This is a genomic window from Sinosporangium album, from assembly GCF_900100605.1.
Taxonomy (GTDB): domain Bacteria; phylum Actinomycetota; class Actinomycetes; order Streptosporangiales; family Streptosporangiaceae; genus Sinosporangium; species Sinosporangium album.
This window is the reverse complement of sequence record NZ_FNCN01000005.1, coordinates 156,141-181,761: the sequence shown is the minus strand read 5'-3', so window position 1 is coordinate 181,761 and position 25,621 is coordinate 156,141. Positions and strand designations below refer to the sequence as shown.

Below are 25,621 nucleotides of genomic sequence, written 5' to 3'. Positions count from 1 at the left end.
GGTCGCCGTCCTCGACGCGGTGCAGTTCGATGTCCTCGGTCCACGCCAGGCGAAGATGCCGATCATGTCACCGGGGCCTGCGCGAACGGGTGGAGCTCTCGTGCCCGTGCCCGTGCCCGTGCTCGGAGCGCGAGGCGCCGCGGTGCAGTTCGCCGACCGTGTCCTGGATGTGGGCGGACAGGCGGCGGATGGGCGAGGGGAGGTCGTGGCGGCCGGACAGGAACTCCTGGAAGGAGATCTTGGCGCGGATGACGGGGCGGCGCAGCCGTTCCTCGCGGTGTACGGCTTTGGCCCACTTGCCCGGGCGAGGGCGATTGGAGTTGAGCGCGAAGAACCAGTGCGCCCAGGGGGATCCGGGGCGGGCCAGGCGGATCGCTCCGATGATCAGCAGGAATGGCACGAACAGCCCGACGAGGCCGGTCCAGATTTTGCCTTTGAGCAGCGTGACGATCGCGAGGACGAGGTTGGCCGCGATGAGGCCGACGGCGATCCACGCCCCTTCGGCGGTGCCGTCGGGCGTCTCCCAGCCGAGGGGGCGCAGGCCGAGCAGCAGCAGGCCGGTCATGGCGACGGCGACGAACACCGCGTCGACGGAAGTGCGCCCTTCTTCGGACCAGTAGACGTCCCGCAGGTGCAGGATCAGGGCGAATTCATCCAGCACCAGGGCCGCGCCGACGCCGAAGACGGCCGCTGTGACGGCGAACCAGCCGGACGACACCCCGGAGGTGATGAGGCCCGCCACGCCGCCTACGAGCATGAGCACCACGCCGAACACGACATGGTGGACGTGCACGTCGCCCACGTTGACGTTCTTGAACCACCATCGCACGTTGGCCCTGATCAGCCGCACGTTGATGCGGGTGAATACGAACGCCACGATGAGCGCCACAAAGAAGCAGAACAGCGGCAGCCGTTCGGTCTCGATGACACGCTCTTGGAACCAATCCCCCATAAGCCATTCGCCCCGTTACTGATGTTACGGCCCGCTGAGCATCTCATCATGCCGGGAGACGATGCCCCCTTTGCCCACCTCGACCATGACTAGAAGTCGCATACCGCTGTCGATGGATGTCTCGGGCCTCAGCATCAAAGAAGCTCATTTGGAAGGGATAACGCAATGATCAGGCCAGAAATCCCCGAAAAACCGACATGGCCAGACCAGGATGCTGGTCAGGGTGCCACAGCTGACTTGTGTAGATCGTCAAGATAGGCGATTTTGGGGCTGAGGTTGCTGCGGGTGAAGAAGTACGGGTAAACCTCAGAGGTCTGACAATTGGCCCATGGTCTTCGCGAGGAGAACGACGTGGCGGGGACGCTCACGGTCGAGGAACTGAGCGTTGAGGTGGCGGCCGGTCGCATCGACACCGTGGTGCCGGCGATCGCCGACATGCAGGGCAGACTCCAGGGCGAACGCCTGTCCGCGCGTCACTTCCTCGACGAGGTGGCACGGCACGGCGCCGAGGACAAGGACAAGACCGAGGCCGAGGACGAGGCCGTGCGCGTGGCCAAGGACACGCGGTACGGTCTGTCCGGGTCGATCTGGACCCGGAACATGGGCCGCGCGCTACGCGTGGCCCGTGCCGTCGAGGCGGGTGCTCTGTCGGTCGACTCCCACTCGTCGGTGCGCTATTGGACCCCTTTCGGCGGATGCAAGGAGTCGGTACTCGGCCGAACACTCGGACCCGACGCACTCGCCGTCTTCAGCGAGACCAAGAACGTCTTCATTTCCGACCAATGAGAAGAATGACGATCTTCATCCTCGGGAGCGACAAGAGACATGCACCGTCTTCAGGACCGGGTCGCGGTCATCACCGGAGCGGGGAGCGGGATCGGCCTGGCCTCGGCGAGGCGGTTCGCCTCGGAAGGGGCGCGTGTGGTCCGCGTGGACATCGACGCCTCCGCCGGGGAGAAGGCCGCGCGCGAGGTGGACGGGCTGTTCGTCCGGGCCGACGTGACCGTCGAGGCGGAGGTCGCCGGCATGTTCGAGACGGCGCACACGACCTTTGGGAGCGTTGACATCGCGTTCGACAACGCGGGCATCTCCCCTCCCGACGACGACTCGACCGCCTCCCAGTTCCTCGTCGACGGGGGCATCTCAGGGGCCTACGTAACTCCGCTGGGCGCGTGATGAACCGCCCCCTCATCGGCATCACCTGCTACATCGAGACCGCGAGCTTCGCCACCTGGCACGTGCCCTCCGCGCTCCTCCCCCTCACCTACATCGACAAGGTGGTGGACGCGGGCGGCCAGCCGGTCCTGCTCCCGCTGGCGGGCGACCCCGCCAAGCTGGTCGAACGGCTCGACGGCCTGATCGTCGCCGGAGGCGGCGACGTCGACCCGAGGTGGTACGGCCAGGCGCCTCACCCGGAGACCAACTACGTGCGCAGGTTCCGCGACGAGGCCGAGGTCGCGCTCGTGTGCCGGGCCGTGGAGTCGGACCTGCCCTTCCTCGGCATCTGCCGCGGCCTGCACGTGCTCAACGTCGCCATGGGAGGCACGCTCCACCAGCACCTCCCCGACCTGGTCGGCCACACAGGCCACGCACCGGCCCCCGCCACCTTCGGCAAACTTCCCGTACTGCTCGCGCCCGACAGCCGCCTCGCGGCCATCACCGGCAGCGACTTCCTGGACTGCTCGCACTACCACCACCAGGCCGCCGACCGCCTCGGCCACGGCCTCACCGTCACCGCCACGGCCGAGGACGGCACGGTCGAGGCCCTGGAACTGGACGGCCACCCTTTTGCGCTCGCCGTACAGTGGCACCCGGAAGCCGGCGACGACCCGTCGCTGTTCAACGCCTTCGTCGCCCAGGCCAACGGGTCGGCCTGACCTCCGCCGCGGCGGCCGGGGTCAGCACTCGATGACGTTGACGGCGAGGCCGCCGCGCGAGGTCTCCTTGTACTTGCTGAGCATGTCGGCGCCGGTCGCCTTCATGGTGCGGATGGCCTTGTCCAGGGAGACGAAGTGGCGGCCGTCGCCGCGCAGGGCGATGCGGGACGCGGTGATGGCCTTGATGGAGGCCACCGCGTTGCGTTCGATGCACGGGATCTGCACGAGCCCGCCGATGGGGTCGCAGGTCAGCCCGAGGTTGTGCTCGATGCCGATCTCCGCGGCGTTCTCGACCTGTGCGGGTGTGCCGCCGAGGACCTCGGTGAGCCCGGCGGCGGCCATGGAGCACGCCGATCCGACCTCGCCCTGGCAGCCGACCTCCGCGCCGGAGATCGAGGCGTTCTCCTTGAACAGGACGCCGATGGCGCCGGCGGTGAGCAGGAAGCGGATGACGCCGTCGGCGTCGGCCTTCGGCACGAACCTGTCGTAGTAGGTGAGCACGGCGGGGATGATGCCGGCGGCGCCGTTGGTGGGGGCGGTGACGATCCTGCCGCCCGCGGCGTTCTCCTCGTTGACGGCGAGGGCGAAGAGGGTGACCCAGTCCATGGTCTGCAGCGGGTCTTTCTCGGCGGGTTCGCTCTGGAGCCTGCGGTGCATCTGGTGGGCGCGCCGCCTGACCTTCAGCCCGCCGGGGAGCACCCCCTCGCGGGAGCAGCCGCGCCGTACGCACTCGGACATGACCCGCCACAGGTTCAGCAGCCCGTCGCGGATCTCGCTCTCGGAGCGTCCGAACGCCTTCTCGTTCTCCAGCATGAGGCCGGAGATGGACAGGCCGGTCTCGTCGCAGTGGGCGAGCAGTTCGGCCGCGGTGGTGAAGGGGTACGGCAGGGCGGTGTCGTCGGCCTTGATCCGGTCGGCGCCCGTGGCGGACTCGTCGACGATGAACCCGCCGCCGACCGAGTAGTAGGTCTTCTCCCGGAGCACACCGCCGCTGTCGTTCTTGGCGGTGAACAGCATGCCGTTGGGGTGGTGCGGCAGGCTGAGCTTGCGTTCGAACACCAGGTGTTCGCCGACCACGAAGGGGATCTCGTGGTCGCCGAACAGGGTGACGGCGCCGACGGCCCGCATGGCGGCCAGGCGTTCGTCCACGGTGTCGACGTCGACGAGTTCCGGTTTCTCGCCGGAGAGGCCGAGCAGAACGGCCTTGTCGCTTCCGTGGCCCTTGCCCGTGAGCCCGAGCGAGCCGTACAGGATGACGGTGACCTCGGCGGTCTTCGCCAGCAGACCGTCGTCGCGCAACCCTCGGGCGAACTTGTGGGCGGCGGCCATCGGGCCGCCGGTATGCGAGCTCGAAGGGCCGATGCCGATCTTGAAGAGGTCGAAGACGCTGATCGCCACAGTCGTTGCGCCTTTCCTGCGCGAAGCCTGCCCGCGCACTCGGGGTGGCCATGCCCGCCGGCCTTGCGGGGCCGGCGGGCGGCGAAGCGTTGGGCTGGGGTGCTCAGACGCTCAGGTCTGGCTCTGGGTCAGCGCGGTGTACTCTTCGGCGCTGAGCAGGTCGTCCGGATCGGTCTCAAGGCGCACGCGGAACATCCAGCCTTCGCCGTACGGGTCGCTGTTGACCAGCGACGGGTCGTCCACAAGGGCGGTGTTGACCTCGACGATCTCACCGTTCACGGGGGCGAAGATGTCGCTCACCGACTTGGTGGACTCGACCTCGCCACACGAGTCTCCGGCCGCGACGGCCGCCCCCGCCTCGGGAAGCTGCACGTAGACCACATCGCCGAGGGCCTCGGCGGCGAACGCGGTGATGCCGATGGTCACGATGCGGCCGTCGTCAAGACCCGCGACCCACTCGTGCTCCTTGGTGTAGCTGAGCTCGTCGGGAATGCTGCTCACTTGTTCCTCCTGTAGAAAGGCAGTTCGACCAGGTCGACCGGCTCGCGCGTGCCCCGGATGTCCACCGCGAGCCCGCCGGTCGCGCCGGAGTCGACATAAGCCATGGCAATGGGTTTGCCGAGGGTCTGCGACGGGGCGCCGCTGGTGATCTCGCCGACGACGTCGCCGCCTGCGGCGAGCACCACCGGATAACCGTGCCGGGGCACTCTGCGGCCGGTCGCGATCAGTCCGACCAGGCGGCGGCGGGGCGGGATGTCCTTGAGGGGTTCAAGGGCGGTCCTGCCGACGAAGTCACCTGGCTTGTCAAACCTCACCACACGTCCGAAGCCCGCGTCGAACGGAGTGAGCCCCCTCGACAGTTCGTTGCCGTAGAGCGGCATTCCCGCCTCAAGGCGCAGCGTGTCGCGTGCGGACAGTCCTGCGGGGCGCAAGCCGTACGGCTCGCCGGCGCGCATCAGCGTGTGCCAGATGTGCTCGGCGTCGCCCGCGGCGACGAACAGCTCGAAGCCATCCTCACCGGTGTATCCGGTGCGCGCGATGAGTGCCTCGATTCCGGCCACGGTGCCGGGCAGGCCGGCGTAGTACTTCAGGGTCGGCAGGTCGGCGTCGGTCAGCGAGGCGAGAATGGTCTCCGCCTGCGGTCCCTGCACCGCGACGAGCGCGTAGTCCTCGGAGCGGTCGCGGACCTCGGTGTCGAAGCCCTGCGCCCTGGCGGTCAGCTCGTCGGCGACCAGGGGGGCGTTGGAGGCGTTGGCCACGACCATGAACTCCTCGTCCGCCAGGCGGTAGACGATCAGGTCGTCGAGGATTCCCCCGCGGTCGTCGCAGATCATCGTGTATCTGGCGCGGCCGGGGTCGAGGGCCGACAGCCGGCCGACGAGGGCGTGGTCGAGCGCGGCGGCGGCTCCGGGGCCCGTCACGAAGATCTCGCCCATGTGGGACAGGTCGAAGAGCCCGGCCGCCGTGCGGACCGCGTTGTGCTCGACGGATTCGCTGCCGTAGCGCAGGGGCATCAGCCACCCGGCGAAGTCGGTCAGCGTCGCGCCGTGGCTCTCGTGGACGGCACGCAACGGCGTGGGTCTGGACATGATCAACACCTCAGGCAGGGACAGATGTCGGAATCCTCCCCCTCTGTCGTGTGTGCCTGAGAGTTTCATCCAGTTTTTGCTGGACTTTCACCTTCGGCGAGACCCGTCGGGCCTGCTTTCCAGAGGCCACCTTCACCCGTACGGTCCTTTGCCTTGAGAGGTTCGCGGGGAGGGCTTGCTCCTTCAGGGGACCTGGCCGGCTGCCAGGACACTCTCCCGCACGGGCTTATCGGTGTTTGAGGCCACCTTAATAGGCCAGGTAGCCCGAGCGAAATCCCCATCCCCCCGGCCGACGGCGAATCACGCCTAGGATGGGCAGCCGACCTTGCAACCCCGGCAGGGAGGTTTTGCGTGTCGGTGACCGGTGTCGCAGGCGGCCTGCGACGGCACTGGGTCTTCCTGATCGCTCTTCTGCTCGGCACGGCGCTGCGGGCGCTCGCCGTCCTCGGCTACCGGCCGGCGATCTGGTTCTGGGCCGACTCCTTCGCCTACCTCGGGGCCGCGCTCTCCCCCCAGCCGCTGGAGTCCAGGCCCTCCGGCTACGCCCTGTTCCTGTGGGCCCTTCGACCGCTCGGCAGCGTCACCGCCGTCACCGTCGCGCAGCACCTGCTCGGGCTCGCCGTCGCCGTGTGCGTCTACGCCGTGCTGCGGCGGCGCACCCGGCTGCCCGGGTGGGCGGCCACCCTCCTCACGCTGCCGGTGCTCCTCGACGCCTACCTGGTCCAGCTCGAACATCTGGTCATGGCCGACCTGCTGTTCGTGTTCCTCATCACTCTCGCCGTCACGCTGCTGCTGTGGCGGGAGCGGCCCACCGTGCCCCTGGCCCTGCTCGCCGGGCTGCTGCTCGGAGCGGCCACGATCACCCGCACCATCGGCCTGCCCCTCATCGGCGTGGTGCTGGTCTGCATGCTGCTCGGGATCACGCGCTTCGGGTGGCGGGCCCTGGCCTCCACCGCCGTCGCGAGCGCGCTCGCGGTGGGCGGATACGCGGTGTGGTTCCAGAGCGAGCACGGCGAACTCGCCCTCACCCGGGGCAACGCCTTCCTGTGGGCGCGCACGATGTCGTTCGCCGATTGCGGGGTGATCCGGCCGACCGGTCCGGTGGCGGCGCTCTGCCCCACCACGCCCCCGAGCGAGCGGCAGCCGCCGCCGGTCTACATCTGGGACGCGGACTCCCCGTTGAGCAAGATCAAAGGCACCTGGACGGAACGTGACAAACTCGCCGGCCAGTTCGCGCGCGAGGCCATCATGGCCCAGCCCCTGGACTTCCTCACCACCGGCCTCACCGACGTGGCGCACGTCTTCACCTGGGAGCGCAGGGTCTACCCCACTCCGGGGCCGCAGTCGTCCTACGTCTTCCCCGACACCGCCCGCCCGTTCTCCGACTCCCCCGCCTCCCAGGGGCGCACGGCCGAGGAGCTGACGCGCGAATACCAGCGCGGCGCCAGCGGCCGGCCCGCCGTCGTCGAGCCCTACGCCGGATGGCTGCGCACCTACCAGGACCACGTCTTCGTGCGCGGGCCGCTGCTCGCCGGCCTGCTGCTCATCGGGCTGACCGGGGTGCTGGTCAGGGTGCGGCGGCTCGGCGGGGCCACGCTCCTGCCGTACGCGGCGGCGCTGGCGCTCGTCGTCGCCCCGCCGTTCGTGGCGGCCTTCGACCACCGCTACGCCGTGGTCGGCATCCCTCTCGCCTGCCTGGCCGCGGGGCTCGCGATCGGCGAAAGGTCGCGCGCCAAGGGACGCAGGCGCAGGTCATCGGGCACGCACGTGCAGGCGCACGACGGCGGGCAGATCGCCGGTGCCAGCCTGGCGGCGCACCCGCGCGACGACGTCCCGGTCGAGCTTGGCGACCATGGATCCCAGGTCGGCGTCCGGCGGGCAGCTCACCCCGATCCTGAGCTTGTCATCATCGACGATACGAACACCGACACGGAGCCCTTCGACTTCTTTAAGCCCCACGCACACAATCGCCGTGCCCGTGCCGTCCCGCCTGCCGTACCTCCCCCATCCGAGGGCCAGCAGCAGCCACCTCAGGGCTAGCAGGGCGACGAGCACCGCCAGCGCGATCGCGATCCACGCCGCCCACACGTGATCGGCCAGAAAGGTCGGCACGGCGGAGTTGAGCACCCGCCCGCGCGGGTCGTGCCCCGGCAGCACGCCCCGGCCGCGCAGCACCGCGTAGACCCCGCCCCCCAGCAGCGTGGTGCCGACCAGCGCCAGGCCCAGACGGTTGGCCGTGAAAACTCGCATCCCTCAGCGCCTCTTCCCCCGCAGCCGGACCACGACCTCGCCGCCGGAGAGGGCGCCGACCCCGGCGAGCCTGTCTCCCACCGCCGTGCCGACCTTGCGCAGCATGTGCCCGCCGCAGTCCGCGGCGACGACCACCATGACCTCGATGTGCCGGTGTCCGAGGCGGACGCGGGCGCGCTCCACCCCGTCCACGGACTGCGCGACCGCGCGCAGGCTGCGGCGCAGCCCGCGCCGCGTCACCCCCGTGACCGTGTGCGGATCGGTGCCTCGCAGGGGCACCAGCCTGGTGCGCCCCGGCAGCAGCGCAGCCATGATCATGACCGTTCCCGCCAGGGCCGCGATCACTCCCGCGCCCGCCGCGGACGCGTCCGACCACCTCGTCGCCCACAGTGCCGCCCCGATGCGCTCCAGCGGCAGTAGCCCCGGCGGCTTCCCGATGAGCAGCCCGACGGCCTCGATCGCGGTGAGGGAGAAGACCGCGGTAAGGGCCAGCGCCACGGCCACCCCCAGCGGCGTACGGCAGGGGCGCAGCACACGATGGGCCCTGCGGTGGGCCGCCTGGCGCTGCTGGTCTCCTCGGGGAGCGGCGACGCCCTCGCTGCGCGCGACGTCTTGGGCAGTGGTCACCCCGACAGAGGTACACGGACACGCTGCGCGATGGAGCGCCGCCTCCGCGTCTTTGCCCAACAGCGGGTGATGACTGCGAAAAGAATTTACTGGCGCCGCCGCATAGGTCGCATAGGACGGCGCGATGGCGCCGGCCTCCACGTGGTCCGGGGAAGCCGCGCCGCTGAGACCGTGTCGTTGAGGTCGTCAGAGGAGGGGCCGACTTTTCGGGGCGAAAACCGAACCTTCCTCTCGGAGCATGTCAGAACATCAGCGGCGGCGACGGCGGCGCCACAGCATCACGACCGCCCCCACCACGAGCACCGCCCCCACGGCCACCAGCGCCGGCGCCAGCGCGGGCCGGTCGTCCTCCCAGAGCGCCTCGCCGTCGTCGGCCTGCCTGTCCGGCGTGGCGTCGCGCGCCCCGAGCCCGATCAGATCGGCGGCCGTGGACACGAAATGCTCGGCGTTGGCCTTGGCCTTGGCGACGCCCCGCTCCGCGACACGCCGCGGGTGCACCCTTTCGGCGATCTCGTCCACCGTGCGGGCCAGCTCGGTGCGCGTGCGCTCGATGCGACGCTCCAGCTCCTCGGGATCGGTCTCGGCCATGGCCATCCTCTCATCGCCCCTTGACAAGGATCAGTCTGTCAGGTTCACCCGTCATACGGCACGGCGACCGGCGCGGATAACGGTAGGTTGAACCCTGTGACAATCCATCTCCCGCGCCCACGACATGCCAAACCGGCCGGCGCGGGATCGGTCACTCGTTCGACATCGCCCAGGAGGATGGAACGTGCCCGCTGAGACCAGGCTCGCCCCCGGCGACCACGCACCGGATTTCACGCTGCCCGCGGCGGACGGCGCCTCGGTGTCGTTGAAGGAGCTCCGCGGCCGGAAGGTCATCCTTTACTTCTACCCCGCGGCCATGACCCCCGGATGCACCAAGCAGGCGTGCGACTTCCGCGACAACCTCGGCGACCTCACCGAGGCCGGCTACGTCGTCTTCGGTGTCTCCAAGGACTCCCCCGCCAAGCTCCTCCAGTTCGTCGAACGCGATTCCCTGACCTTCCCCCTGCTGTCCGACCCCGATCTTGAGATCCACAAGGCCTACGGCGCCTACGGGGAGAAGAGCCTCTACGGCAAAACCGTGGTCGGGGTCATCCGCTCCACCTTCGTCATCGACGCCGACGGAGTGATCGACAAGGCCCTCTACAACGTCAAAGCCACAGGCCACGTCGCCGGCCTCAGAAAGAAACTCGGCCTCTGACGCCTTTCCCTGAGGAAACCGTTTGGCCCCCGGGCGGAGTGCGACCTAAGATGACCATGCTCAACGGGGGCTTGAACGGGGCCGACCACCTCTCACCGGGCTCCCTCGTGCACGGGGTCGTAGTCCAACGGCAGAGACACAGGTCTTAGGAACCTGACAGTGTGGGTTCGAATCCCACCGACCTCACCAAGATCGCAGATGATGTCGCAGATGTCAGAGTGGTGAGGGTCCGCTCTCAGCAGGGCCCGCTCAGGGTCCGTTCTCGGGAGGGGCTGAAAAATCCGCGGGGTCGCGCGGCCTGTCAGCCGCGCGACCCGCGTGATTGTGATCCGCCATCACAGTCCCTTTACCGACCCCCCTAGGGGCTCCTATCGACAACAATGCCCGATGGGGCGTAAGGGCCGTGTAAGCGGCGAAAATGTGCGACCTGGGTCGTAGACCGAGTTCAGCCTTCAGGGGGACCGCCGCCGATCCCAGGCTTCGTATTGTGGTCGTGTGTTGGACAGGTTCCACGCCTGGTCGGGGCGATCGAGCGGATGGTGGGACGCCGTGTGGGCGGTCCCCCTCGGGGCGTTCTACGTGGTTACCGCTCTGATCTACGCCACCGCGTCCACGGCGCACCGGGACGCGCCGCTTCTGCCGACGTGGGGATACCTCGCCCTCGTGGCGGCGATGCTGGTACCGCTGTTCTGGCGGCGCAGCCACCCGAGGGCGGTCTTCGCCATCATCGCGCTCCTGTGCTTCGTCCAGTGGGTGGCGGACGTCGGCGCCATCCCCGCCAACCTGTCGGTGCTCATCGCCATGTACGGCATGGCCTCGCGGTGCAACATCCGCTGGGCGGTGGCGGCCGGGTTGGTCGTGGAGCTCGGCATGGTGCTCGCACTGCTGAGGTGGGGCGGGCTGAACCGGTCCACGGTCCTCAGCGCGTCGGCGGTCATCGCGGCGGTCTGGCTGGCCGGCGTCTACGCCAACACGCGGCGGCGCTATCTGGAGAGCCTGATGGAGCGGGCCGAACGGGCCGAGCGGGAACGCGACCAGCAGTCGAAGCTCGCGGCCTCGGCCGAGCGGGCGCGGATCGCCCGGGAGTTGCACGACGTGGTGGCGCACAACGTCAGTGTGATCATCGTCCAGGCGGACGGAGCGGGCTATGCGATCGACCGCGATCCGGATCAGGCGCGCCGTGCCGTACAGACCATCTCGGCGACGGGACGGCAGGCGCTGGCGGAGATGCGGCGGCTCGTGGGGGTGTTGCGCGAGGGCGGTGGGCCGGAGGAGTACGCGCCGCAGCCGGGGCTGGACCAGGTCGACGAGCTGGTGGCGCAGGTGCGCTCGTCGGGGCTGCCGGTGGAGCTGCGGATCACAGGGACACGCCAGGACATCCCCGAAGGGGAGCAACTCGCGATATACCGGATCTTGCAGGAAGCTCTCACCAATACCATCAAGCATGGTGGGCCTGGGGTCGGGGCCACGGTGCTGCTCGACTACGGGCCGCGCGAGATCCTGATCGCGGTCACCGACGACGGCCGGGGGGCGCAGGCGCCCCGCGGCGCCGACGGCCACGGGCTTGTGGGCATGAGGGAGAGAGTGGCGATGTACGGCGGGCGTGTGACGGCCGGACCACGCGATGGCGGGGGCTATGAGGTCGTCGCGAAGATGCCCGTCGCCGACATGGGCGGGACGCGAGCGGCGTGATCAGGGTGATGCTGGTCGACGATCAGGAACTGCTGCGGGCGGGCTTCCGCATGGTGCTGGGCGCGCAGCAGGACATCGAGGTGGTCGCGGAGGCCGGCGACGGCCTCGCGGCGTTGGAGCGGCTGAGAGTCACGCCGGTCGACGTGGTGCTCATGGATGTGCGCATGCCCCGGATGGGCGGCGTGGAGGCGACCCGGGCGATCTGCTCCGATCCCGACGGCCCCCGGGTGCTGATCCTGACGACATTCGACCTCGACGAGTACGCGTTCGCGGCGTTGAAGGCGGGTGCGTCGGGGTTCCTGCTCAAGGATGTGCCGCCCGCCGACCTGGTCACCGCGATCCGCGCGGTGCACAGCGGCGACGCGGTCGTCGCGCCGAGCACGACCCGGCGCCTGATCGACCGGTTCGCCGCACAACTCCCCTCGGGGCCGCCCACCGTGTCGGCGGCGTCGAGCCGACTCACCGGCCGGGAGCGGGAGGTGCTGCTGCTCGTGGCCCGCGGGCTGTCCAATGTGGAGATCGCCACCCGGCTGGATCTCGCCGAGGGGACTGTCAAGACTCATTTGGGGCGGGTGCTCGCGAAGCTCGCGCTACGCGACCGCGCTCAGGTGGTGGTGTATGCCTATGAGTCCGGGCTCGTCACCCCGTCGGACCGTCCGCCGGACCGATAGGTGGATCGACGGCCCGGATCGACGGCCCGGATCGACGGTCGGATCGACGGTCGGATCCTGGGCGGGTCGGCCGAAAGACCGATCCGGCACTGTCACTCCAGTCATACGCCCCCGCGTGCCTCTAACCGAGGTCACAGTCCCAAGTCCGTTCTTTCGCCCCATGATTCACCTTCTCCCCGGCCATAGCGTTGTTCTCGCTGCTTGAGTCCAGTGCATCCACCGCGGCTCGCAGCTCAACACCAGCAATTCGTCTGTACGACGCTGTGATCTGCCGAGGAGCGAACGTGACTCTGACTGATATCCGCCGCGAGGCCCCGCCGGCTGTGGTGGCCCGAGGGGTCACCAAGGTGTACGGCCAGGGGGAGGCCGCCGTACACGCCCTGCGGGGTGTCGACGTCGCGTTCGCGACCGGCGCGTTCACCGCCATCATGGGCCCGTCGGGGTCGGGCAAGTCCACGCTCATGCACTGCCTGGCCGGGCTCGACACGGTGACCGGCGGGTCGGTCCAGATCGGTGACGTCGAGATCACCGGGCTGTCGGACAAGGACCTCACGATGCTCCGCCGCGACCGGATCGGGTTCATCTTCCAGGCGTTCAACCTGCTTCCGACACTGACCGCCGAGCAGAACATCCGGCTTCCCCTGGACATCGCCGCCCGCCTGGCCGACCCCGCCCTGTTCGACCGGGTGGTCGCCACCGTGGGCCTGAAGGACCGGCTCGGCCACAAGCCCTCGGAACTGTCGGGCGGCCAGCAGCAGCGCGTGGCCGTCGCGCGGGCGCTCATCAGCAGGCCGCAGGTGATCTTCGCGGACGAGCCGACCGGCAATCTCGACTCGCGCAGCGGGGCCGAGGTCCTGTCATTTCTGCGCAGCTCGGTCCGCGAGCTCCAGCAGACGATCGTCATGGTGACGCACGACCCGGTCGCGGCGTCCTACGCCGAGCGGGTGGTGTTCCTCCGCGACGGCCTGCTGGTCAGCGACATCCACCAGCCGACGCCGCAGATCATCCACGAGACGCTGATGAAGCTGGAGAGCTGAGGTGCTGAAGACCACACTGGCCGGGCTTCGGGCGCACAAGCTCCGGCTGATGCTCACCTCGCTCGCGATCACGCTCGGCGTGGGTTTCATCGCGGGCACGTTCGTGCTCACCGACACCATCAAAGCGGGCTTCACCCAGTCGTTCGCCGCCGCCGCCGACAAGGTGGACGTCGCCGTACTGCCCTCGGGCGAGGGCACCGGGGACGGTCCGCCCGCGATGCCCGCAGACACCCTCGCGAAGGTCCGCGCCGTCGACGGCGTCGCCGAGGCGGTCGGCCTCGACCGGGCCAGGACGGCGCTGATCGGCAAGGACGGCAAGGTCGTCGGATCCCACGTGACCACATGGGGCATCCCCATCATCGAGGGCGATCTCAACCGCACGGAGATCGCCCAGGGCCGCGCACCCGCAGCCCGCGGTGAAGCCGTGCTCGACGAGAGTACGGCGAAGACCCGGGGCTTCAAGGTCGGCGACACGGTCGAGGTGCTCGACCTCCGCGACCAGAAGCACCGGTTCGCCCTGGTGGGTCTGTTCAAGCTGGGCGTCGACCAAGAGTTGGCGTACGACGGCGCCGTCGGTTACGACGCCGCCACCTTCCAGGCGATGACCGGCTCGAAGGAGTTCCGCGAGATCAACGTGCGCGCCGCCGAGGGGGTGAGCCCCGAGACGCTGCGCGCGTCGGTCGCCGCGGCCCTCGGGAAGGGCGCCGAGGTCCTCACCGGAGAGCAGCTCGTCGAGCGCAATGCCGAGGGCAACGGGGCCGACATCGAATTCATCACGCTCGGCCTGCTGCTCTTCGGCGCGGTGGCGATGCTGGTCGCGGCCTTGGTCATCTACAACACGTTCAACATCCTGGTCGCCCAGCGCACCCGGGAGATGGCGCTGCTGCGCTGCATCGGCTCGACCCGGAAGCAGGTGTTCGGCTCGGTCCTACTGGAGTCGTTCGCCGTCGGCCTGCTGTCCTCCGCGCTCGGCCTGCTGGTGGGCCAGGGCCTGGGCGCGGTCGCGGTGACCCTGATCGACTCCTTCGGCACCCCCATGCCCGCCGGTACGGTCTCCCTCACCCCGCGCACGATCCTCGCGGGCCTGGCCATCGGCGTGGTGGTCACCGTACTCGCCGCCGTGCTGCCCGCCCGCGCCGCCACCCGGGTCGCGCCGATCGCCGCGCTGCGCAGCCAGGTGGAGGAGAGCACGTTCCGGACCGGGGTGATCCGGCTGGTCTTCACCGGCCTGTTCGCCGCCGCCGGGGCGGCCGTGACGGCCGTCGGTGTCAACCTGCTGTCGGGGCACGCGGCGCTGTTCACCGTGGCCGGAGGAGGCGTGCTGGTCTTCTTCGCGGTGCTGATCTCCGGGCCGGTGCTGGTGAAACCGCTCAGCGCCGCGGCGGGCTGGCTTCCCGCGCGCCTGTTCGGCGTGCCGGGCAGGCTGGCCGTGGACAACTCGGCGCGCAACCCGAAACGTGCCGCCACCACGACGATCGCCCTGACCGTCGGCGTCACCCTGATGACGCTGATCTCCGTGGTCGGCACCTCGGCCCAGGTGTCCACGGACGCGCGGCTGGATCGCCAGTACCCGGTGGACTACATGCTGGCGGCAGGGGGCGGCTCGGAGGCGACCATCCCGCGCTCGGTGGCGGAGAGGCTTCGGACGAAGCCGGAGCTGGGGGCCGTCGTGGCGGTGCGGGACTACCCCCGTCCGGTCTCCGCCGACGGCGACGGCGACGCCGCCCTGTACGCGATGACGTATACGGGCCCGATCAAGGCCATCGTCAAGGACCTCTGGGGTGAGGACCCCGGCCCGGGCCAGGTGGTGGTTCCGCTCGACACGGCCGAGGAGATGAAGCTCGCGGCCGGCGGCACCCTGAAGATCAAGACGCGGCTGCGCGGCACGGTGACGCTCACGGTGCTCGGCACCTACGACCCGGAGCAGCTGCCGTTCTCCGGACTCGTGGTCGGCGACAGGTCCTTCCGCGACTACTTCGGATCCGTCGAGGACTCCCGCGTCTTCGTCAAGGCAGCCGAGGGCGTGGCTCTGGAGGCCGCGCGGAAGTCCGTCGAGGCCGCTGCGGCGGACCTTCCCCGGGTAGCGGTCACGAGCACGACGGAGATCCGAGGCGAGTTCAAAGCATCGATCGACACTTTTCTGATGATCCTGACCGGCCTGCTGGGGCTGGCGGTCCTCATCTCCCTGCTCGGCATCGCCAACACGCTGTCGCTGTCGGTCCACGAGCGCACCCGCGAGTCGGCGCTGCTGCGGGCACTCGGCCTGACCAAGCCGCAGCTGCGGCGGATGCTCTCGATCGAGGCGTTCGTCCTCGGGCTGATCGGTGCCGTGGTCGGCGTGGCGCTCGGCCTGGTGTTCGGCTGGGCCGCGGTGCAGACCATGCAGGAGGACCCGCTGTTCGATGTCGCGCCACTCCACATCGCCGCGTTCATCGTGCTGTCGGGCCTGGCCGGCGTGGTGGCCTCGCTGCTGCCGGCCCGCAGGGCGGCCCGCGCGTCCATCGTGAACTCGCTGGCGAGCGGCTGACCTGGCCGCCCCGGCCGCCCCGACCGACCTGGCCAACCCGGTCGACCCGGTCGACCCGGACGCGTGCCCGCGCCGCTCAGCGGGGGTGCCGCCCCGGCCACTGCTCGGCGACGACGACCGGGTCGAGCAGTGGCCGGATCGCGATCTCTCCGGTGGCCTTGTCGATCACCAGGCACCCGCCGCCCGCAGTGTCGGGCAGGGCGGCGGGCTCCTCCGGCTCGGACGTGCGAGCCCACACGACATAGCCCTCTCTGAAGTTGTAAATGCTGACTTCCAGGGGGTCGTGGGGCGGCCGTACCCCGTTGAAGTACTCCTCGGCCACCGCCCTCGCCTGGTCGAGGTTCACCGCCGCTCCCCCTCACGGTTCACCACGACGCAGAACACCCCGGTGACCGACCCGTAGGGCGGCTCCACCGCCATGTGCCCCCGCTGGGCGTCGATCCACACCACCTCGTCGCGCGTGTTGACGGCGTTCCACGCGTGGCTGCCCCCACTCGGCCACCGCGTGACGAGGAGACCCGCCGCGCCGTGCCCGGCCGCCAGCAGGCGCCGCGCGACCGCCGCATAGGCCGTACGGCCATGGCCCACGTATTCGAACCGGTGCCCCAGCCAGCGCTCCGCCCTCGCCACTCCCCCGGCCTCGCCGGTGAGCAGCGGCCGGCCGACCCTGTCGTACTCCGGCCACCTCGGCGCCGCCACCTCGGGCTCGCCGTGCCACGTGGACACCACCGCGAGCGCGCAGTCGACCGCGTTCGTCGCGCGGAAGGGGTCTTCCGTCGCCCCCTCCGCGTTGATCAACCGGATCCACATCCCGCGCGGATCGGGAAACCTCCGCACCCGGCCCGACCCGTCCACCGGTACGGCTCTCGCCAGGTCGCGCTCGGCCTGCGGATCCGGCCGGGCCAGACCGCCCGGCACGCCGTACGGCCGGAACGCGGGAAGGCGCGGCGGGCGGTCGCCCCGGTCGAACCAGTCGACGGGCCCACTGTCCACAGGCACCGGGCCGACCTCGGCCGACAGCTCGAAATCACGCCACCGGCGACCGTCGGAGGTGACCACGGGGTTGTAGAAACCTGTGGGACGGCGAAAGTGGACCTTTCCCGCGAAGCGCTCCCGATCGTGGAACACACCACACCCCCTGAGCCATCACCTGATGGCCGATAGTAGGGCGAGCGGCGCTCCTCCGAAGGAGACTCTCACCGATCTCTCGGCCCCCGCCACGGTGCGGGCTGAGTCAGACGGCGCGGAGCAGGTCGGCCACGACGAGGGCGAGCGGGCGGAAGGCCCGGCCGCGGTGGCTCATGGCGTCTTTCTCCGCGGGCGGGATCTCCGCCAGAGTGCGGGCACCGCCCTCCGGGACGAAGATCGGGTCGTAGCCGAAGCCGCCCGTGCCCCGGGGCTCACGGATGATGCTCCCCGCCAGGGCGCCCTCGACGACATGCTCGGTGCCCGAGGGGAGGGCCAGGGCGGCGGCGCAGGCGAAGTGGCCGCCCCGCCTGCCGTCCGGGACGTCGGCGATCTGGGCGAGCAGCAGGTTGAGGTTGGCCTTGTCGTCACCGTGGCCGCCGGACCAGCGGGCCGAGAAGACGCCCGGCATGCCGCTGAGGGCGTCGACGCAGAGGCCGGAGTCGTCGGCCACGGCGGGCAGGCCGGTGGCGGTGGCCACGGCATGCGCCTTGATCAGGGAGTTCTCCGCGAACGTGAGCCCGGTCTCCGGGATGTCGCCGATCGCGGGGAACTCGTCGAGGCTGAGCAGTTCGACGTCGAGGCCCACCTCGGCGAGGATGCGCCGAAGCTCGCGGAGCTTGCCGGGATTCCTGGTGGCGAGGACGAGGCGGAGGCCGGAACCGGTCATGCGAGGGCGTCCTTCTGGATGCGGGTCAGCTCGGCGCAGCCGCCGCCCGCCAGGTCGAGGAGCCTGTCCAGCAGCGCCCGGTCGAACGGCGTGCCCTCGGCCGTGCCCTGCACCTCGACGAAGGCGCCGCCGCCGGTCATGACGACGTTCATGTCGGTGTCGGCGGCGACGTCCTCGGTGTAGCAGAGGTCCAGCATCGGGCTGCCGTTCACGATGCCGACCGAGACGGCCGCCACCGAGTCGACCAGCGGGTCGCCCGGGCACATCTTGCGCGAGCGCATCCAGCGCACCGCGTCGGCGAGGGCGACGTAGGCGCCGGTGATCGCGGCGGTGCGGGTGCCGCCGTCGGCCTGGAGCACATCGCAGTCGAGGACGACCGAATTCTCGCCGAGGGCCTTGAAGTCGACGCAGGCGCGCAGCGACCGACCGATCAGCCGGGAGATCTCGTGCGTGCGGCCGCCGATCCGGCCGCGCACCGACTCGCGGTCGCCCCGGGTGTTGGTGGCCCGGGGCAACATGGCGTATTCGGCGGTGACCCATCCCAGCCCGCTGCCCTTGCGCCACCGGGGCACGTTGTCCTGGACCGTCGCGGCGCACAGCACCTTCGTGCCGCCGAACTCGACGAGGACCGAGCCCTCCGCGTGGGCGAGCCAGCCGCGGGTGATGGTGACGGGGCGGAGTCCGTCGTGAGTGCGTCCGTCGATGCGTGCCATAGCGCACACCCTAAGGGGTTTCCTGAGAATGCGCCGCCCGAGGGCCGCTCAGGCGGTGAAGGTCCGCAGGTCGTAGGCGGCGCCGGTGCGGGCGAGTTCGATCGGCCCGGTGTATCCGGCGCGCAGCGCGCTTTCGTAGATCTGTCCGGAATCGAACCACGGCACGAGGTGCGTCAGCACGAGCGAGCCCGCGCCCGCCTTGGCCGCGGTCTCGGCCGCCTGCCGTCCGCTCAGGTGAAGGTCGGGCGGCAGGTCCGGCATATCAAGGAACGACGCCTCACACAGGAGGAGGTCGACGTCCTTCGCGAGCCGTACCAGCTCCGGCGTCTCTCCGGTGTCCCCGGAATACGCCAGGCTCCGCCCGCCGGCGGACACGCGGAAGCCGTACGCCTCCACGGGGTGGTTCATCAGCGCGCTGGTCACCTCGAACGGGCCGATCTGCGTGACACCCGGAGAGAGGGGCACGAAATCGAACGCGGTCTCCAGCCCCGGTTCCTCCGGCATCCCGTAGGCCGCCGCCAGGCGCCGCGGCGCGTCGGCGGGGGCGTGAACCGGAATGCGGGCGAAAGGGCCGTGCGGCGAATAGGTACGGACGACGTGGTAGGCGCAGATGTCCAGGCAGTGGTCGGCGTGCAGGTGCGAAAGGCAGATGGCGTCGACATCGTAGAGGCCGAAAAAGCGCTGGAGCGTTCCGAGCGAGCCGTTGCCGAAGTCCAGCAGCAGGCGGAACCCGTCGGCCTCCACCACATAGCAGGACGCGGGGCTGTCAGGACCCGGAAAACTCCCCGAACACCCGATGATCGTTAACTTCATCGCGCTCTCCTTCTCGGTGCCCGTTCAATGACACATCCCCCACGGCGGCACACTCGACCGCCTCGATCTCCGGGCCGAGGAACCGCCGGCCGAGCCGCGCGAACAGCGAGGCGTCGCCGGTGGTGCGGAAGCGGTGGTGTGGGGAGTCTCCGCCGCTTGCCAGACCCCTGTCGTGCAGGACGCGGTATACGTCCTTGGCCGTTTCTTCGGCGCTCGACACCAGCGTCACCCCGTCGCCGACGACGTACGAGATGGGTCCGGTGAGCAGCGGATAGTGCGTGCACCCCAGGATCAACGTGTCGCAGCCCTCGTCGATCACGGGACGCAGGTAGTCGCGGATCACCTCCATCAGTTCCTCACTCATTGTTTCGCCTCGCTCGACGAACTCCACGAGCCGGGGTGCGGCCACGCCCACCAGCGTGACGTCGGGCGCCGCGGCGAAGGCGTCGTGGTAGGCCATCGACTCGATCGTCGCCCTGGTCGCGATCACGCCGACCCGCCCGTTGCGGGTCGCGCGGACGGCACGGCGGGCGGCGGGCTGGATCACCTCCACCACGGGCACGTCGTAGCGCTCCCGCGCGTCGCGCAGCACGGCCGCACTCGCGCTGTTGCACGCGATCACCAGCATCTTCACGTCGTGCTCCACAAGGTGGTCCATCACCTCCAGCGCGTGCGCGCGAACCTCCGCGATCCGCTTCGGGCCGTACGGCTGCCGCGCCGAGTCGGCCACATAGAGGATGGACTCATGGGGGAGCTGGTCGATGATCGCTCGCGCGACCGTGAGTCCGCCAACTCCGCTGTCGAAGATTCCGATGCTCGCTTCCGGCACGATTAAGAAGGGTAAGCGACCTGGGACGATTGCTCACGGTAAGAATGCTCACATCGGCTGCGCGCAGGGCCTGCCGGGAGCGTCGCCGGAGCCGGCGCCCCCTCCGCCGCCGACCCGCATCCCTGGCTCCATGCTGCTCGCTCCGTCGTCACTCTTCGTGTCCGTCGCGCATACGCCTCCGGCGTACGGAGTGCGTGCCACGTGCGTGCCAAGTGCCCACCGGTCGGGAGCAACCGGTAACCGAACGCCATTCTAGGCCTTTGCCGTACGCATGCACTGCGTGATCAAACACAGATCGTCCTGACCAGGGAAAACACGCCTCTGACTGAAAAGCTGAGAACCGTTTTCGCGGGGGAGGCGAGGATGGCGGGAGTCGGTGATCTCATAGGCCAGTCGGTGTGGGATTCCACTGGTGTGTGGGTTGGACAGGTCGTGGACGTGCGGGTGGTGAAGAGCCGCGGGACCGGATTCGGCGTCCATGAGGAGTTCGAGGTGCGCGGATTGATCGTTTCGGCCAATCGCGCGCCGATTCTGCTGGGGGTGGCCCGAGACCCCGGAGGCCGGATGAGCTGGTTCGTTCACCTTCTGCAGCGGCTGCTGTACGCGGGGAGCACTTATGTGCCGTGGGAGGCCGTGGCCTCGACCGGCGGAGGGGAGGTCATGCTCAGCACACGGCGTGGAACGCTCCAAAGAGTTTGAGCGCATGATCAAGAAAGTTGATCGGACAGAAAGTAATTTGCAAGCGATTCGCATGGAATGTGGGCTATTTTGCTCTGGTTAATAGTTCCCAATGTGAGTAGAGATGTCTGCCAACTTTCCCCCCGGCACTCCCTCCGGCCACGACCCGGATCAGACAACGCGCTATCGCACGCCTCAAGGGCAGCAGCCAGCGGACCCATATGCCCAGCCGTATCCGCACGGTAACCAGAATCCACATCAGGGTGCCCATCCCCCAGGCCCGCCGTACGGCACCCAGCCCCAGCAGGGCGCGCCGTACGGCTCGCAGCCTCCCCAGGGCCGGCACTACGGGGCCCAGCCCGCCCCGGGCCAGCCGTACGGCAGCCAGCCCCCGCCGCCGAACTCCCCCTACCAGCAGACCCAGGCCCAGCCGTACCCCTACCAGCAGCCCCAGCAGACCCAGCAGGCCTCCACCTGGCAGGGCGGCGAGATGCTGGGTACGGCTCCCGCGCACCATGAGGAGCCCCGAAAGAAGAAGGGCGGCTGGCTCATCGCCGTGGTCGCCGCGCTGGTCGTCGCCCTGGTGGGCGGCGGCGGGTTCTTCGCCTTCACCATGCTCAGCGGCGGCGGCACGCAGCCGCACGAGGTGCTGCCGGGCAACGCGATGGCCTATGTGCGCCTGGACCTCGACCCCGCGGCCAACCAGAAACTCGCGCTGTTCGAGATCGCCAGGAAGTTCTCCGCGACCAAGGACGCCTTCGCCGGCGACGATCTGCGCAAGTCCCTCTTCGACGGCGTGCTCAAGGACCTGGGCGCCGGCAGCGACCTGACCTACGCCCGCGACATCGAACCGTGGCTCGGCAGCCGGGTCGGCGTCGCCCTGCTGCCCGGCGCACGGGGGGAGGCCAGCCCCGACCTCGCTTTCGCCATCCAGGTGACCGACGAGGCGCAGGCCCGCGAGGGCGTGAAGAAGCTCATGGGCGATGACGAATACGGCATCGCCTTCCGTGAGGACTACATCATCATCACGGAGAGCCCGGCGGCGGGGAACCACCACGCCGCGGCCCCCACGCTCGCCGAGAACGCCGAATTCACCGGCGACCTGGCCGCCCTCGGCGAGCCCGGTGTGCTCTCGGCCTGGTTCGCCCCCGGCAAGCTGATCGGCGTCGCCGGCACCGCCGCCGACCAGGCGTTCAACGCCGAGCAGCTCAAGAACGCCCGCGTCGTCGCCGCGCTGCGGTTCGACGGCCAGTACGCGGAGCTCGCCGGCCTCGTGCGTGGAGCCGAAGGGATCGACGTCGGGGAGCTCAGCCCCGTGCCGCTCGGGAAGCTGCCCGTCTCGACCGCCGCGGCCGTCTCCATCAGCGGCGCCGGCAAGTCCCTCGAAAAGCAGTGGGACCAGGTGATCAAGTCGCTGGGCTCCGCCTCCGACGGCCAGGCGCTCCAGCAGTTCATCACCTCCGCCCAGCAGCAATACGGCCTTGCCATCCCGGGCGACCTCGTCACCCTGCTCGGCGACAACCTCACCGTCTCGCTGGACGGCACCGGCCTGAGCACCCAGCAGTTCACCGCGGGTCTGCGCATCGGCACCGGCGACCCGGCCAAGGTCAAGGACGTGGTGGGCAAGATCGAGCGGGCCCTTTCCGGCAGCGGCCAGCCCGTGCCGCAGCTCGCCAAGGCCGACGGCGACGGCAGCGTGGCCGTCGCGACCTCGCAGCAGTACGCCCAGCAGCTCGCCCAGGGCGGCGGCACCCTCGGCGAGAACGAGACCTACCAGCTCGCCGTGGCCGACGGCGACGCGGCGAACTACGCCGCCTTCGTCGACCTGGACAAGATCGAGAAGTTCTACCTGGAGGGCATGTCCGGCGACGAGCGCGCCAACCTCCAGGTGCTGCGCGCCGTAGGACTCAGCGGCAAGCAGGCCGGGAACGACGCCTCGTTCTCCCTGCGCCTGCTGTTCAACTGACCCCATGGCGAAGCGGCCGACCCCCGCGCGGGGGTCGGCCGCTTCTCGCGTTTCACGTCGTGCTTGTCGCGTCCGGTGGCTTGGCCGCGGCGCGGGCGCTCAGGCCCAGAGCTGGCCTTCGAGCCGCTCTTCGGCCTCGTCCAGGGTGCCCTCGTAGGCCCCGGTCGACAGGTATTTCCACCCGCCGTCGGCCACGATGAAGGCGATGTCGGCGCGCTCACCGGCCTTCACCGCCTTGTCGGCCATGCCGAGGGCCGCGTGCAGGGCGCAGCCCGTGGAGATACCGGCGAAGATCCCCTCGGTGGCCAGCAGTTCACGCGTACGGCGCAGCGCGTCCGCCGAGGTCACCGAGTAGCGGGTGGTGAGCACCTCGGGGTCGTAGAGCTCGGGCACGAAGCCCTCGTCCACGTTGCGCAAGCCGTACACCAACTCGCCGTAGCGCGGCTCGGCGGCCACGATGCGCACGCCGGGCACCTGCTCGCGCAGGAAGCGCCCGACGCCCATCAGCGTGCCGGTGGTGCCGAGCCCGGCCACGAAGTGGGTAATCGTGGGCAGGTCCTCAAGGATCTCGGGGCCCGTCGTGTCATAGTGCGCCCGCCAATTGGCGGGGTTGCCGTACTGGTAGAGCATCACCCAGGACGGGTTGGCCTCGGCGAGTCCCTTGGCCACGCGCACGGCCTCGTTGGACCCTCCGGCCGCGGGCGAGGAGATGATCTCCGCACCCCACATGCGCAGCAGTTGGCGGCGTTCCTCGGAGGTGTTCTCCGGCATGACGCAGATCAGCTTGTAGCCCTTGAGGCGCGCCGACATGGCGAGCGCGATGCCGGTGTTGCCGGAGGTCGGCTCCAGGATCGTGGCGCCGGGCGTCAGCAGGCCGTCCTTCTCCGCCTGCTCGATCATCCAGAGCGCCGGACGGTCCTTCACCGACCCGGTCGGATTGCGGTCCTCCAGCTTGGCCCAGATCCTCACGTCGGCCGAGGGCGAAAGGCGAGGCAATCCGACCAGGGGCGTACGGCCCACCGAGTCGATCAGTGAGTCGAATCTCATGGTCAGCGCATGCCTCCCGCGACCGCCGGAAGCACGGTCACGGTGTCGCCGTCGGAGACCGGGGTGCCGAGCCCGCCGAGGAAGCGCACGTCTTCGTCGTTGAGGTAGACGTTGACGAAGCGGCGCAGGCCGGCCTCGTCGACGAGGCGCTCCCGGATGCCGGGGTGGCGGACGTCGAGGTCACCGAAGACCTCGCTCAGCGTGGCGCCCTCGGCGCTCACGGCCTTGGCACCGTCGGTGTAGTTGCGAAGAATGGTCGGAATGCGAACCTCGATGGCCATCGCGGTTGAATCTCCTTGATCGTTAATCCGTCGTGAGAACGCCCAACGCATCTCAACACGGCCGGGCGGCGAGCTGTTCCGGGAGCCCGCCCATTGAGAGCGGCGACCGGATCTATCGCCCCGGACAGTCGTAGACGACGACCAACGGAGTGTGTGCGAACAGATAGCTCTGCACAGGCGCGGGGACCCGCGAGGCTGGGCACGGGTCAACAGTCGGCATGGGGACCAGCTTACTCAAGGCCATACAAACGATGGCAGCGACCTAGGCCCCGGGCCATAGGCGGCCGGGGCCTAGGCGACATCGCTCCCGCTTATTCCGCGACCGTGACCTCTTCCTCGGTCACCACTCCATCGAGAATGCGGAATGAGCGGAATTCAACTCTGTCCTCATCCCGCGTGGAGACCAGGACGTAATGCGCGTTGGGCTCGGAGGCGTAGCTGATGTCGGTGCGCGAGGGATACGCCTCGGTGGACGTGTGGGAGTGATAGATGATCACGGGCTCTTCGTCCCTGTCGTCCATCTCCCGCCAGAGGCGCAGCTGCTCCAGCGAGTCGAACCTGTAGAAGGTCGGGGAACGCTCGGCGTTGACCATCGGGATGAAACGCTCCGGCCGGTCGGACCCGACCGGGCCGGCGACCACCCCGCACGCCTCGTCCGGGTGGTCGGCCCGGGCATGGGCAACGATCTTGTCAACCAGCTCCTGGGAAATGCGCAGCATGCCTGGAAGCTACCAAAGGGCTCGCACCAAGGTGTCCTGCAGGTACGTCAGCCAGTCATAGGTGACGTAGGCGGGATAACGAGGATCGTCCTGCGACATGCCGGCGATCTCCTCGTGGATCTCCTCGGTGACCTCCAGCCGCACGCCGAGCGCCAGCCGTATGTCGTTGAGCGAGCGCAGCCACGCCTGCGCCTGGTCGTCGCTGAGTTCGAGCCGGCCGGGCTGCGCGGTCTCCAGCATGGTCTGGGCGTCCGCGCGCTTGGCGTCCCGCAGCGTGGCCTCGGTGTATCTGCGGAACTCCGCGGCCTCGCCCTGATCCTCGTAGGCCGCGGGGAAGAGCCTGGCCAGCACCGGATCCGAGGGCGCCTCCGCCGAGCCGATGCCAAGAGCGCGCTCCAGGGGGTCGTCGCCGGTCGCCCCGGGCTCCACCAACCCCAGCACCTGGGTCACCAGGGAGCGCAGGATCGACACCTCGGCGGCGTCGAACGTGGCCACCACGCCGCCCCGCACCCCGGTGATGAAACCCGTGCTCATGCCGAATCCCGCTGAACCGTGGCCCACAGGCCGTACGAGTGCAGGATCTGCACGTCGCGTTCCATCTCCTCACGCGTGCCGCTGGCCACCACGGCACGCCCCTTGTGGTGGACGTCCATCATCAGCTTCTCCGCCTTGGCACGCGGATAGCCGAACACCGTCTGGAAGACATATGTGACATAAGACATCAGGTTCACGGGGTCATTCCACACGATCGTCAGCCACGGCAAATCGGGCCGGACATCCGTACTCGGACGCTCAACCTCGACTGGAGCAGTGCTACCCACATCACCATCCTGCCTTACCTCAGGTCTAGTCTT

General features: G+C 69.5%; 27 protein-coding genes, 1 tRNA gene, 1 pseudogene and 1 riboswitch. Of the genes and pseudogenes, 12 read left to right on the top strand and 17 right to left on the bottom strand.

Annotation, left to right across the window (positions count from 1 at the left end; all coding sequences use genetic code 11):
• Positions 1 to 67: 67 nt before the first annotated feature.
• Positions 68 to 952, bottom strand: a complete 885-nt coding sequence (locus tag BLQ73_RS07275; protein WP_245690861.1) for a hypothetical protein — start codon at positions 950 to 952, stop codon at positions 68 to 70.
• Between the two features lie 525 nt (positions 953 to 1,477).
• Here BLQ73_RS07275 and BLQ73_RS07270 point away from each other — a divergent pair.
• The 3 genes and pseudogenes from BLQ73_RS07270 to BLQ73_RS07260 all read left to right on the top strand — a co-directional run.
• Positions 1,478 to 1,738, top strand: a pseudogene (locus BLQ73_RS07270) (aldehyde dehydrogenase family protein); the annotation flags it as partial.
• Between the two features lie 39 nt (positions 1,739 to 1,777).
• Positions 1,778 to 2,128: an SDR family NAD(P)-dependent oxidoreductase gene (locus tag BLQ73_RS07265; protein WP_093169572.1), complete on the top strand. Its 351-nt coding sequence runs from the start codon at positions 1,778 to 1,780 to the stop codon at positions 2,126 to 2,128.
• Positions 2,128 to 2,829 carry a gamma-glutamyl-gamma-aminobutyrate hydrolase family protein gene (locus BLQ73_RS07260; protein ID WP_093169570.1) on the top strand — a complete coding sequence of 234 codons (702 nt, stop codon included), beginning with the start codon at positions 2,128 to 2,130 and terminating at the stop codon, positions 2,827 to 2,829. The genes BLQ73_RS07265 and BLQ73_RS07260 overlap by 1 nt, the downstream gene beginning before the upstream one ends.
• 21 nt (positions 2,830 to 2,850) lie before the next feature.
• Here the strand turns inward: BLQ73_RS07260 and BLQ73_RS07255 are convergent, their stop codons facing one another.
• From BLQ73_RS07255 to gcvT, 3 genes are all read right to left on the bottom strand, one after another.
• Positions 2,851 to 4,227 (bottom strand): L-serine ammonia-lyase, encoded by a 1,377-nt coding sequence (locus tag BLQ73_RS07255; RefSeq protein WP_093169568.1) that lies wholly within the window; start codon positions 4,225 to 4,227, stop codon positions 2,851 to 2,853.
• 111 nt (positions 4,228 to 4,338) lie between these two features.
• The gene (gene gcvH, locus BLQ73_RS07250; RefSeq protein WP_093169565.1) at positions 4,339 to 4,728 is read right to left on the bottom strand and encodes a glycine cleavage system protein GcvH; all 390 of its coding nucleotides are present in this window, start codon (positions 4,726 to 4,728) and stop codon (positions 4,339 to 4,341) included.
• Positions 4,725 to 5,816: a glycine cleavage system aminomethyltransferase GcvT gene (gene gcvT / locus BLQ73_RS07245; protein WP_093169685.1), complete on the bottom strand. Its 1,092-nt coding sequence runs from the start codon at positions 5,814 to 5,816 to the stop codon at positions 4,725 to 4,727. The genes gcvH and gcvT overlap by 4 nt, the downstream gene beginning before the upstream one ends.
• Before the next feature lie 131 nt (positions 5,817 to 5,947).
• Positions 5,948 to 6,045, bottom strand: a riboswitch (glycine riboswitch).
• 122 nt (positions 6,046 to 6,167) lie between these two features.
• Here gcvT and BLQ73_RS07240 point away from each other — a divergent pair.
• The gene (locus tag BLQ73_RS07240) at positions 6,168 to 7,856 is read left to right on the top strand and encodes a hypothetical protein (protein ID WP_176955317.1); all 1,689 of its coding nucleotides are present in this window, start codon (positions 6,168 to 6,170) and stop codon (positions 7,854 to 7,856) included.
• 213 nt (positions 7,857 to 8,069) lie between these two features.
• On the opposite strand, the gene BLQ73_RS07235 is transcribed toward BLQ73_RS07240, so the two are convergent.
• The gene (locus BLQ73_RS07235; protein ID WP_143020163.1) at positions 8,070 to 8,693 is read right to left on the bottom strand and encodes a DUF6286 domain-containing protein; all 624 of its coding nucleotides are present in this window, start codon (positions 8,691 to 8,693) and stop codon (positions 8,070 to 8,072) included.
• Positions 8,694 to 8,942: 249 nt separating this feature from the next.
• Positions 8,943 to 9,281: a DUF3618 domain-containing protein gene (locus tag BLQ73_RS07230; RefSeq protein WP_093169561.1), complete on the bottom strand. Its 339-nt coding sequence runs from the start codon at positions 9,279 to 9,281 to the stop codon at positions 8,943 to 8,945.
• A 184-nt stretch (positions 9,282 to 9,465) separates the two neighbouring features.
• On the opposite strand from BLQ73_RS07230, the gene bcp reads away from it, so the two are divergent.
• From bcp to BLQ73_RS07200, 6 genes are all read left to right on the top strand, one after another.
• On the top strand, positions 9,466 to 9,939 hold the full coding sequence (gene bcp, locus BLQ73_RS07225) for a thioredoxin-dependent thiol peroxidase (RefSeq protein WP_245690860.1): 474 nt from the start codon (positions 9,466 to 9,468) through the stop codon (positions 9,937 to 9,939).
• A 113-nt stretch (positions 9,940 to 10,052) separates the two neighbouring features.
• A tRNA-Leu gene (locus tag BLQ73_RS07220) sits at positions 10,053 to 10,128 on the top strand.
• A 306-nt stretch (positions 10,129 to 10,434) separates the two neighbouring features.
• Positions 10,435 to 11,631 carry a sensor histidine kinase gene (locus tag BLQ73_RS07215; protein ID WP_245690859.1) on the top strand — a complete coding sequence of 399 codons (1,197 nt, stop codon included), beginning with the start codon at positions 10,435 to 10,437 and terminating at the stop codon, positions 11,629 to 11,631.
• On the top strand, positions 11,628 to 12,302 hold the full coding sequence (locus BLQ73_RS07210; protein WP_218125652.1) for a response regulator transcription factor: 675 nt from the start codon (positions 11,628 to 11,630) through the stop codon (positions 12,300 to 12,302). Before BLQ73_RS07215 ends, BLQ73_RS07210 begins: the two co-directional genes overlap by 4 nt.
• Positions 12,303 to 12,586: 284 nt before the next feature.
• Positions 12,587 to 13,339 carry an ABC transporter ATP-binding protein gene (locus tag BLQ73_RS07205; RefSeq protein WP_176955316.1) on the top strand — a complete coding sequence of 251 codons (753 nt, stop codon included), beginning with the start codon at positions 12,587 to 12,589 and terminating at the stop codon, positions 13,337 to 13,339.
• Between the two features lies 1 nt (position 13,340).
• On the top strand, positions 13,341 to 15,866 hold the full coding sequence (locus BLQ73_RS07200; protein ID WP_093169557.1) for an ABC transporter permease: 2,526 nt from the start codon (positions 13,341 to 13,343) through the stop codon (positions 15,864 to 15,866).
• Positions 15,867 to 15,942: 76 nt separating this feature from the next.
• Here the strand turns inward: BLQ73_RS07200 and BLQ73_RS07195 are convergent, their stop codons facing one another.
• From BLQ73_RS07195 to murI, 6 genes are all read right to left on the bottom strand, one after another.
• The gene (locus tag BLQ73_RS07195; RefSeq protein ID WP_093169555.1) at positions 15,943 to 16,212 is read right to left on the bottom strand and encodes a hypothetical protein; all 270 of its coding nucleotides are present in this window, start codon (positions 16,210 to 16,212) and stop codon (positions 15,943 to 15,945) included.
• Positions 16,209 to 16,994, bottom strand: coding sequence for a toxin glutamine deamidase domain-containing protein (locus tag BLQ73_RS07190; protein ID WP_093169554.1), 786 nt, complete (start codon positions 16,992 to 16,994; stop codon positions 16,209 to 16,211). Before BLQ73_RS07190 ends, BLQ73_RS07195 begins: the two co-directional genes overlap by 4 nt.
• A gap of 106 nt (positions 16,995 to 17,100) precedes the next feature.
• Positions 17,101 to 17,721, bottom strand: a complete 621-nt coding sequence (rdgB, locus tag BLQ73_RS07185) for an RdgB/HAM1 family non-canonical purine NTP pyrophosphatase (protein WP_093169552.1) — start codon at positions 17,719 to 17,721, stop codon at positions 17,101 to 17,103.
• A complete protein-coding gene (rph, locus tag BLQ73_RS07180; protein ID WP_093169550.1) occupies positions 17,718 to 18,434 on the bottom strand; it encodes a ribonuclease PH in 717 nt (238 codons plus the stop codon). The genes rdgB and rph overlap by 4 nt, the downstream gene beginning before the upstream one ends.
• A 48-nt stretch (positions 18,435 to 18,482) precedes the next feature.
• On the bottom strand, positions 18,483 to 19,247 hold the full coding sequence (locus BLQ73_RS07175; RefSeq protein ID WP_093169548.1) for an MBL fold metallo-hydrolase: 765 nt from the start codon (positions 19,245 to 19,247) through the stop codon (positions 18,483 to 18,485).
• Positions 19,201 to 20,076 carry a glutamate racemase gene (gene murI / locus BLQ73_RS07170; protein ID WP_093169546.1) on the bottom strand — a complete coding sequence of 292 codons (876 nt, stop codon included), beginning with the start codon at positions 20,074 to 20,076 and terminating at the stop codon, positions 19,201 to 19,203. The genes BLQ73_RS07175 and murI overlap by 47 nt, the downstream gene beginning before the upstream one ends.
• A gap of 363 nt (positions 20,077 to 20,439) precedes the next feature.
• On the opposite strand from murI, the gene BLQ73_RS07165 reads away from it, so the two are divergent.
• Positions 20,440 to 20,775, top strand: a complete 336-nt coding sequence (locus tag BLQ73_RS07165; RefSeq protein ID WP_093169544.1) for a hypothetical protein — start codon at positions 20,440 to 20,442, stop codon at positions 20,773 to 20,775.
• 103 nt (positions 20,776 to 20,878) lie between these two features.
• Positions 20,879 to 22,720, top strand: coding sequence for a DUF3352 domain-containing protein (locus BLQ73_RS07160; protein WP_093169542.1), 1,842 nt, complete (start codon positions 20,879 to 20,881; stop codon positions 22,718 to 22,720).
• Positions 22,721 to 22,819: 99 nt separating this feature from the next.
• Here the strand turns inward: BLQ73_RS07160 and BLQ73_RS07155 are convergent, their stop codons facing one another.
• The 5 genes from BLQ73_RS07155 to clpS all read right to left on the bottom strand — a co-directional run bounded on the left by BLQ73_RS07155 (position 22,820) and on the right by clpS (position 25,588).
• Positions 22,820 to 23,767, bottom strand: coding sequence for a PLP-dependent cysteine synthase family protein (locus BLQ73_RS07155; protein ID WP_093169540.1), 948 nt, complete (start codon positions 23,765 to 23,767; stop codon positions 22,820 to 22,822).
• 2 nt (positions 23,768 to 23,769) lie between these two features.
• Entirely contained in the window at positions 23,770 to 24,048 is a 279-nt protein-coding gene (locus BLQ73_RS07150; protein WP_093169538.1) for a MoaD/ThiS family protein, read from the bottom strand.
• Positions 24,049 to 24,359: 311 nt separating this feature from the next.
• The gene (locus BLQ73_RS07145; protein ID WP_093169536.1) at positions 24,360 to 24,767 is read right to left on the bottom strand and encodes a M67 family metallopeptidase; all 408 of its coding nucleotides are present in this window, start codon (positions 24,765 to 24,767) and stop codon (positions 24,360 to 24,362) included.
• A gap of 9 nt (positions 24,768 to 24,776) precedes the next feature.
• A complete protein-coding gene (locus BLQ73_RS07140) occupies positions 24,777 to 25,301 on the bottom strand; it encodes a DUF2017 domain-containing protein (RefSeq protein WP_093169534.1) in 525 nt (174 codons plus the stop codon).
• Entirely contained in the window at positions 25,298 to 25,588 is a 291-nt protein-coding gene (gene clpS / locus BLQ73_RS07135; protein WP_093169533.1) for an ATP-dependent Clp protease adapter ClpS, read from the bottom strand. The genes BLQ73_RS07140 and clpS overlap by 4 nt, the downstream gene beginning before the upstream one ends.
• Positions 25,589 to 25,621: the final 33 nt, after the last annotated feature.

Bases quoted from the DNA above. Each gene is read 5' to 3' on its own strand.
- BLQ73_RS07275 (WP_245690861.1), bottom strand. From the start codon at position 952: ATGGGGGATTGGTTCCAAGAGCGTGTCATCGAGACCGAACGGCTGCCG.
- BLQ73_RS07265 (WP_093169572.1), top strand. From the start codon at position 1,778: ATGCACCGTCTTCAGGACCGGGTCGCGGTCATCACCGGAGCGGGGAGC.
- BLQ73_RS07260 (WP_093169570.1), top strand. From the start codon at position 2,128: ATGAACCGCCCCCTCATCGGCATCACCTGCTACATCGAGACCGCGAGC.
- gcvT (WP_093169685.1), bottom strand. From the start codon at position 5,816: ATGTCCAGACCCACGCCGTTGCGTGCCGTCCACGAGAGCCACGGCGCG.
- BLQ73_RS07230 (WP_093169561.1), bottom strand. From the start codon at position 9,281: ATGGCCGAGACCGATCCCGAGGAGCTGGAGCGTCGCATCGAGCGCACG.
- rdgB (WP_093169552.1), bottom strand. From the start codon at position 17,721: ATGACCGGTTCCGGCCTCCGCCTCGTCCTCGCCACCAGGAATCCCGGC.
- rph (WP_093169550.1), bottom strand. From the start codon at position 18,434: ATGGCACGCATCGACGGACGCACTCACGACGGACTCCGCCCCGTCACC.
- BLQ73_RS07175 (WP_093169548.1), bottom strand. From the start codon at position 19,247: ATGAAGTTAACGATCATCGGGTGTTCGGGGAGTTTTCCGGGTCCTGAC.
- BLQ73_RS07165 (WP_093169544.1), top strand. From the start codon at position 20,440: ATGGCGGGAGTCGGTGATCTCATAGGCCAGTCGGTGTGGGATTCCACT.
- BLQ73_RS07160 (WP_093169542.1), top strand. From the start codon at position 20,879: ATGTCTGCCAACTTTCCCCCCGGCACTCCCTCCGGCCACGACCCGGAT.
- BLQ73_RS07155 (WP_093169540.1), bottom strand. From the start codon at position 23,767: ATGAGATTCGACTCACTGATCGACTCGGTGGGCCGTACGCCCCTGGTC.
- BLQ73_RS07150 (WP_093169538.1), bottom strand. From the start codon at position 24,048: ATGGCCATCGAGGTTCGCATTCCGACCATTCTTCGCAACTACACCGAC.
- BLQ73_RS07145 (WP_093169536.1), bottom strand. From the start codon at position 24,767: ATGCTGCGCATTTCCCAGGAGCTGGTTGACAAGATCGTTGCCCATGCC.
- BLQ73_RS07140 (WP_093169534.1), bottom strand. From the start codon at position 25,301: ATGAGCACGGGTTTCATCACCGGGGTGCGGGGCGGCGTGGTGGCCACG.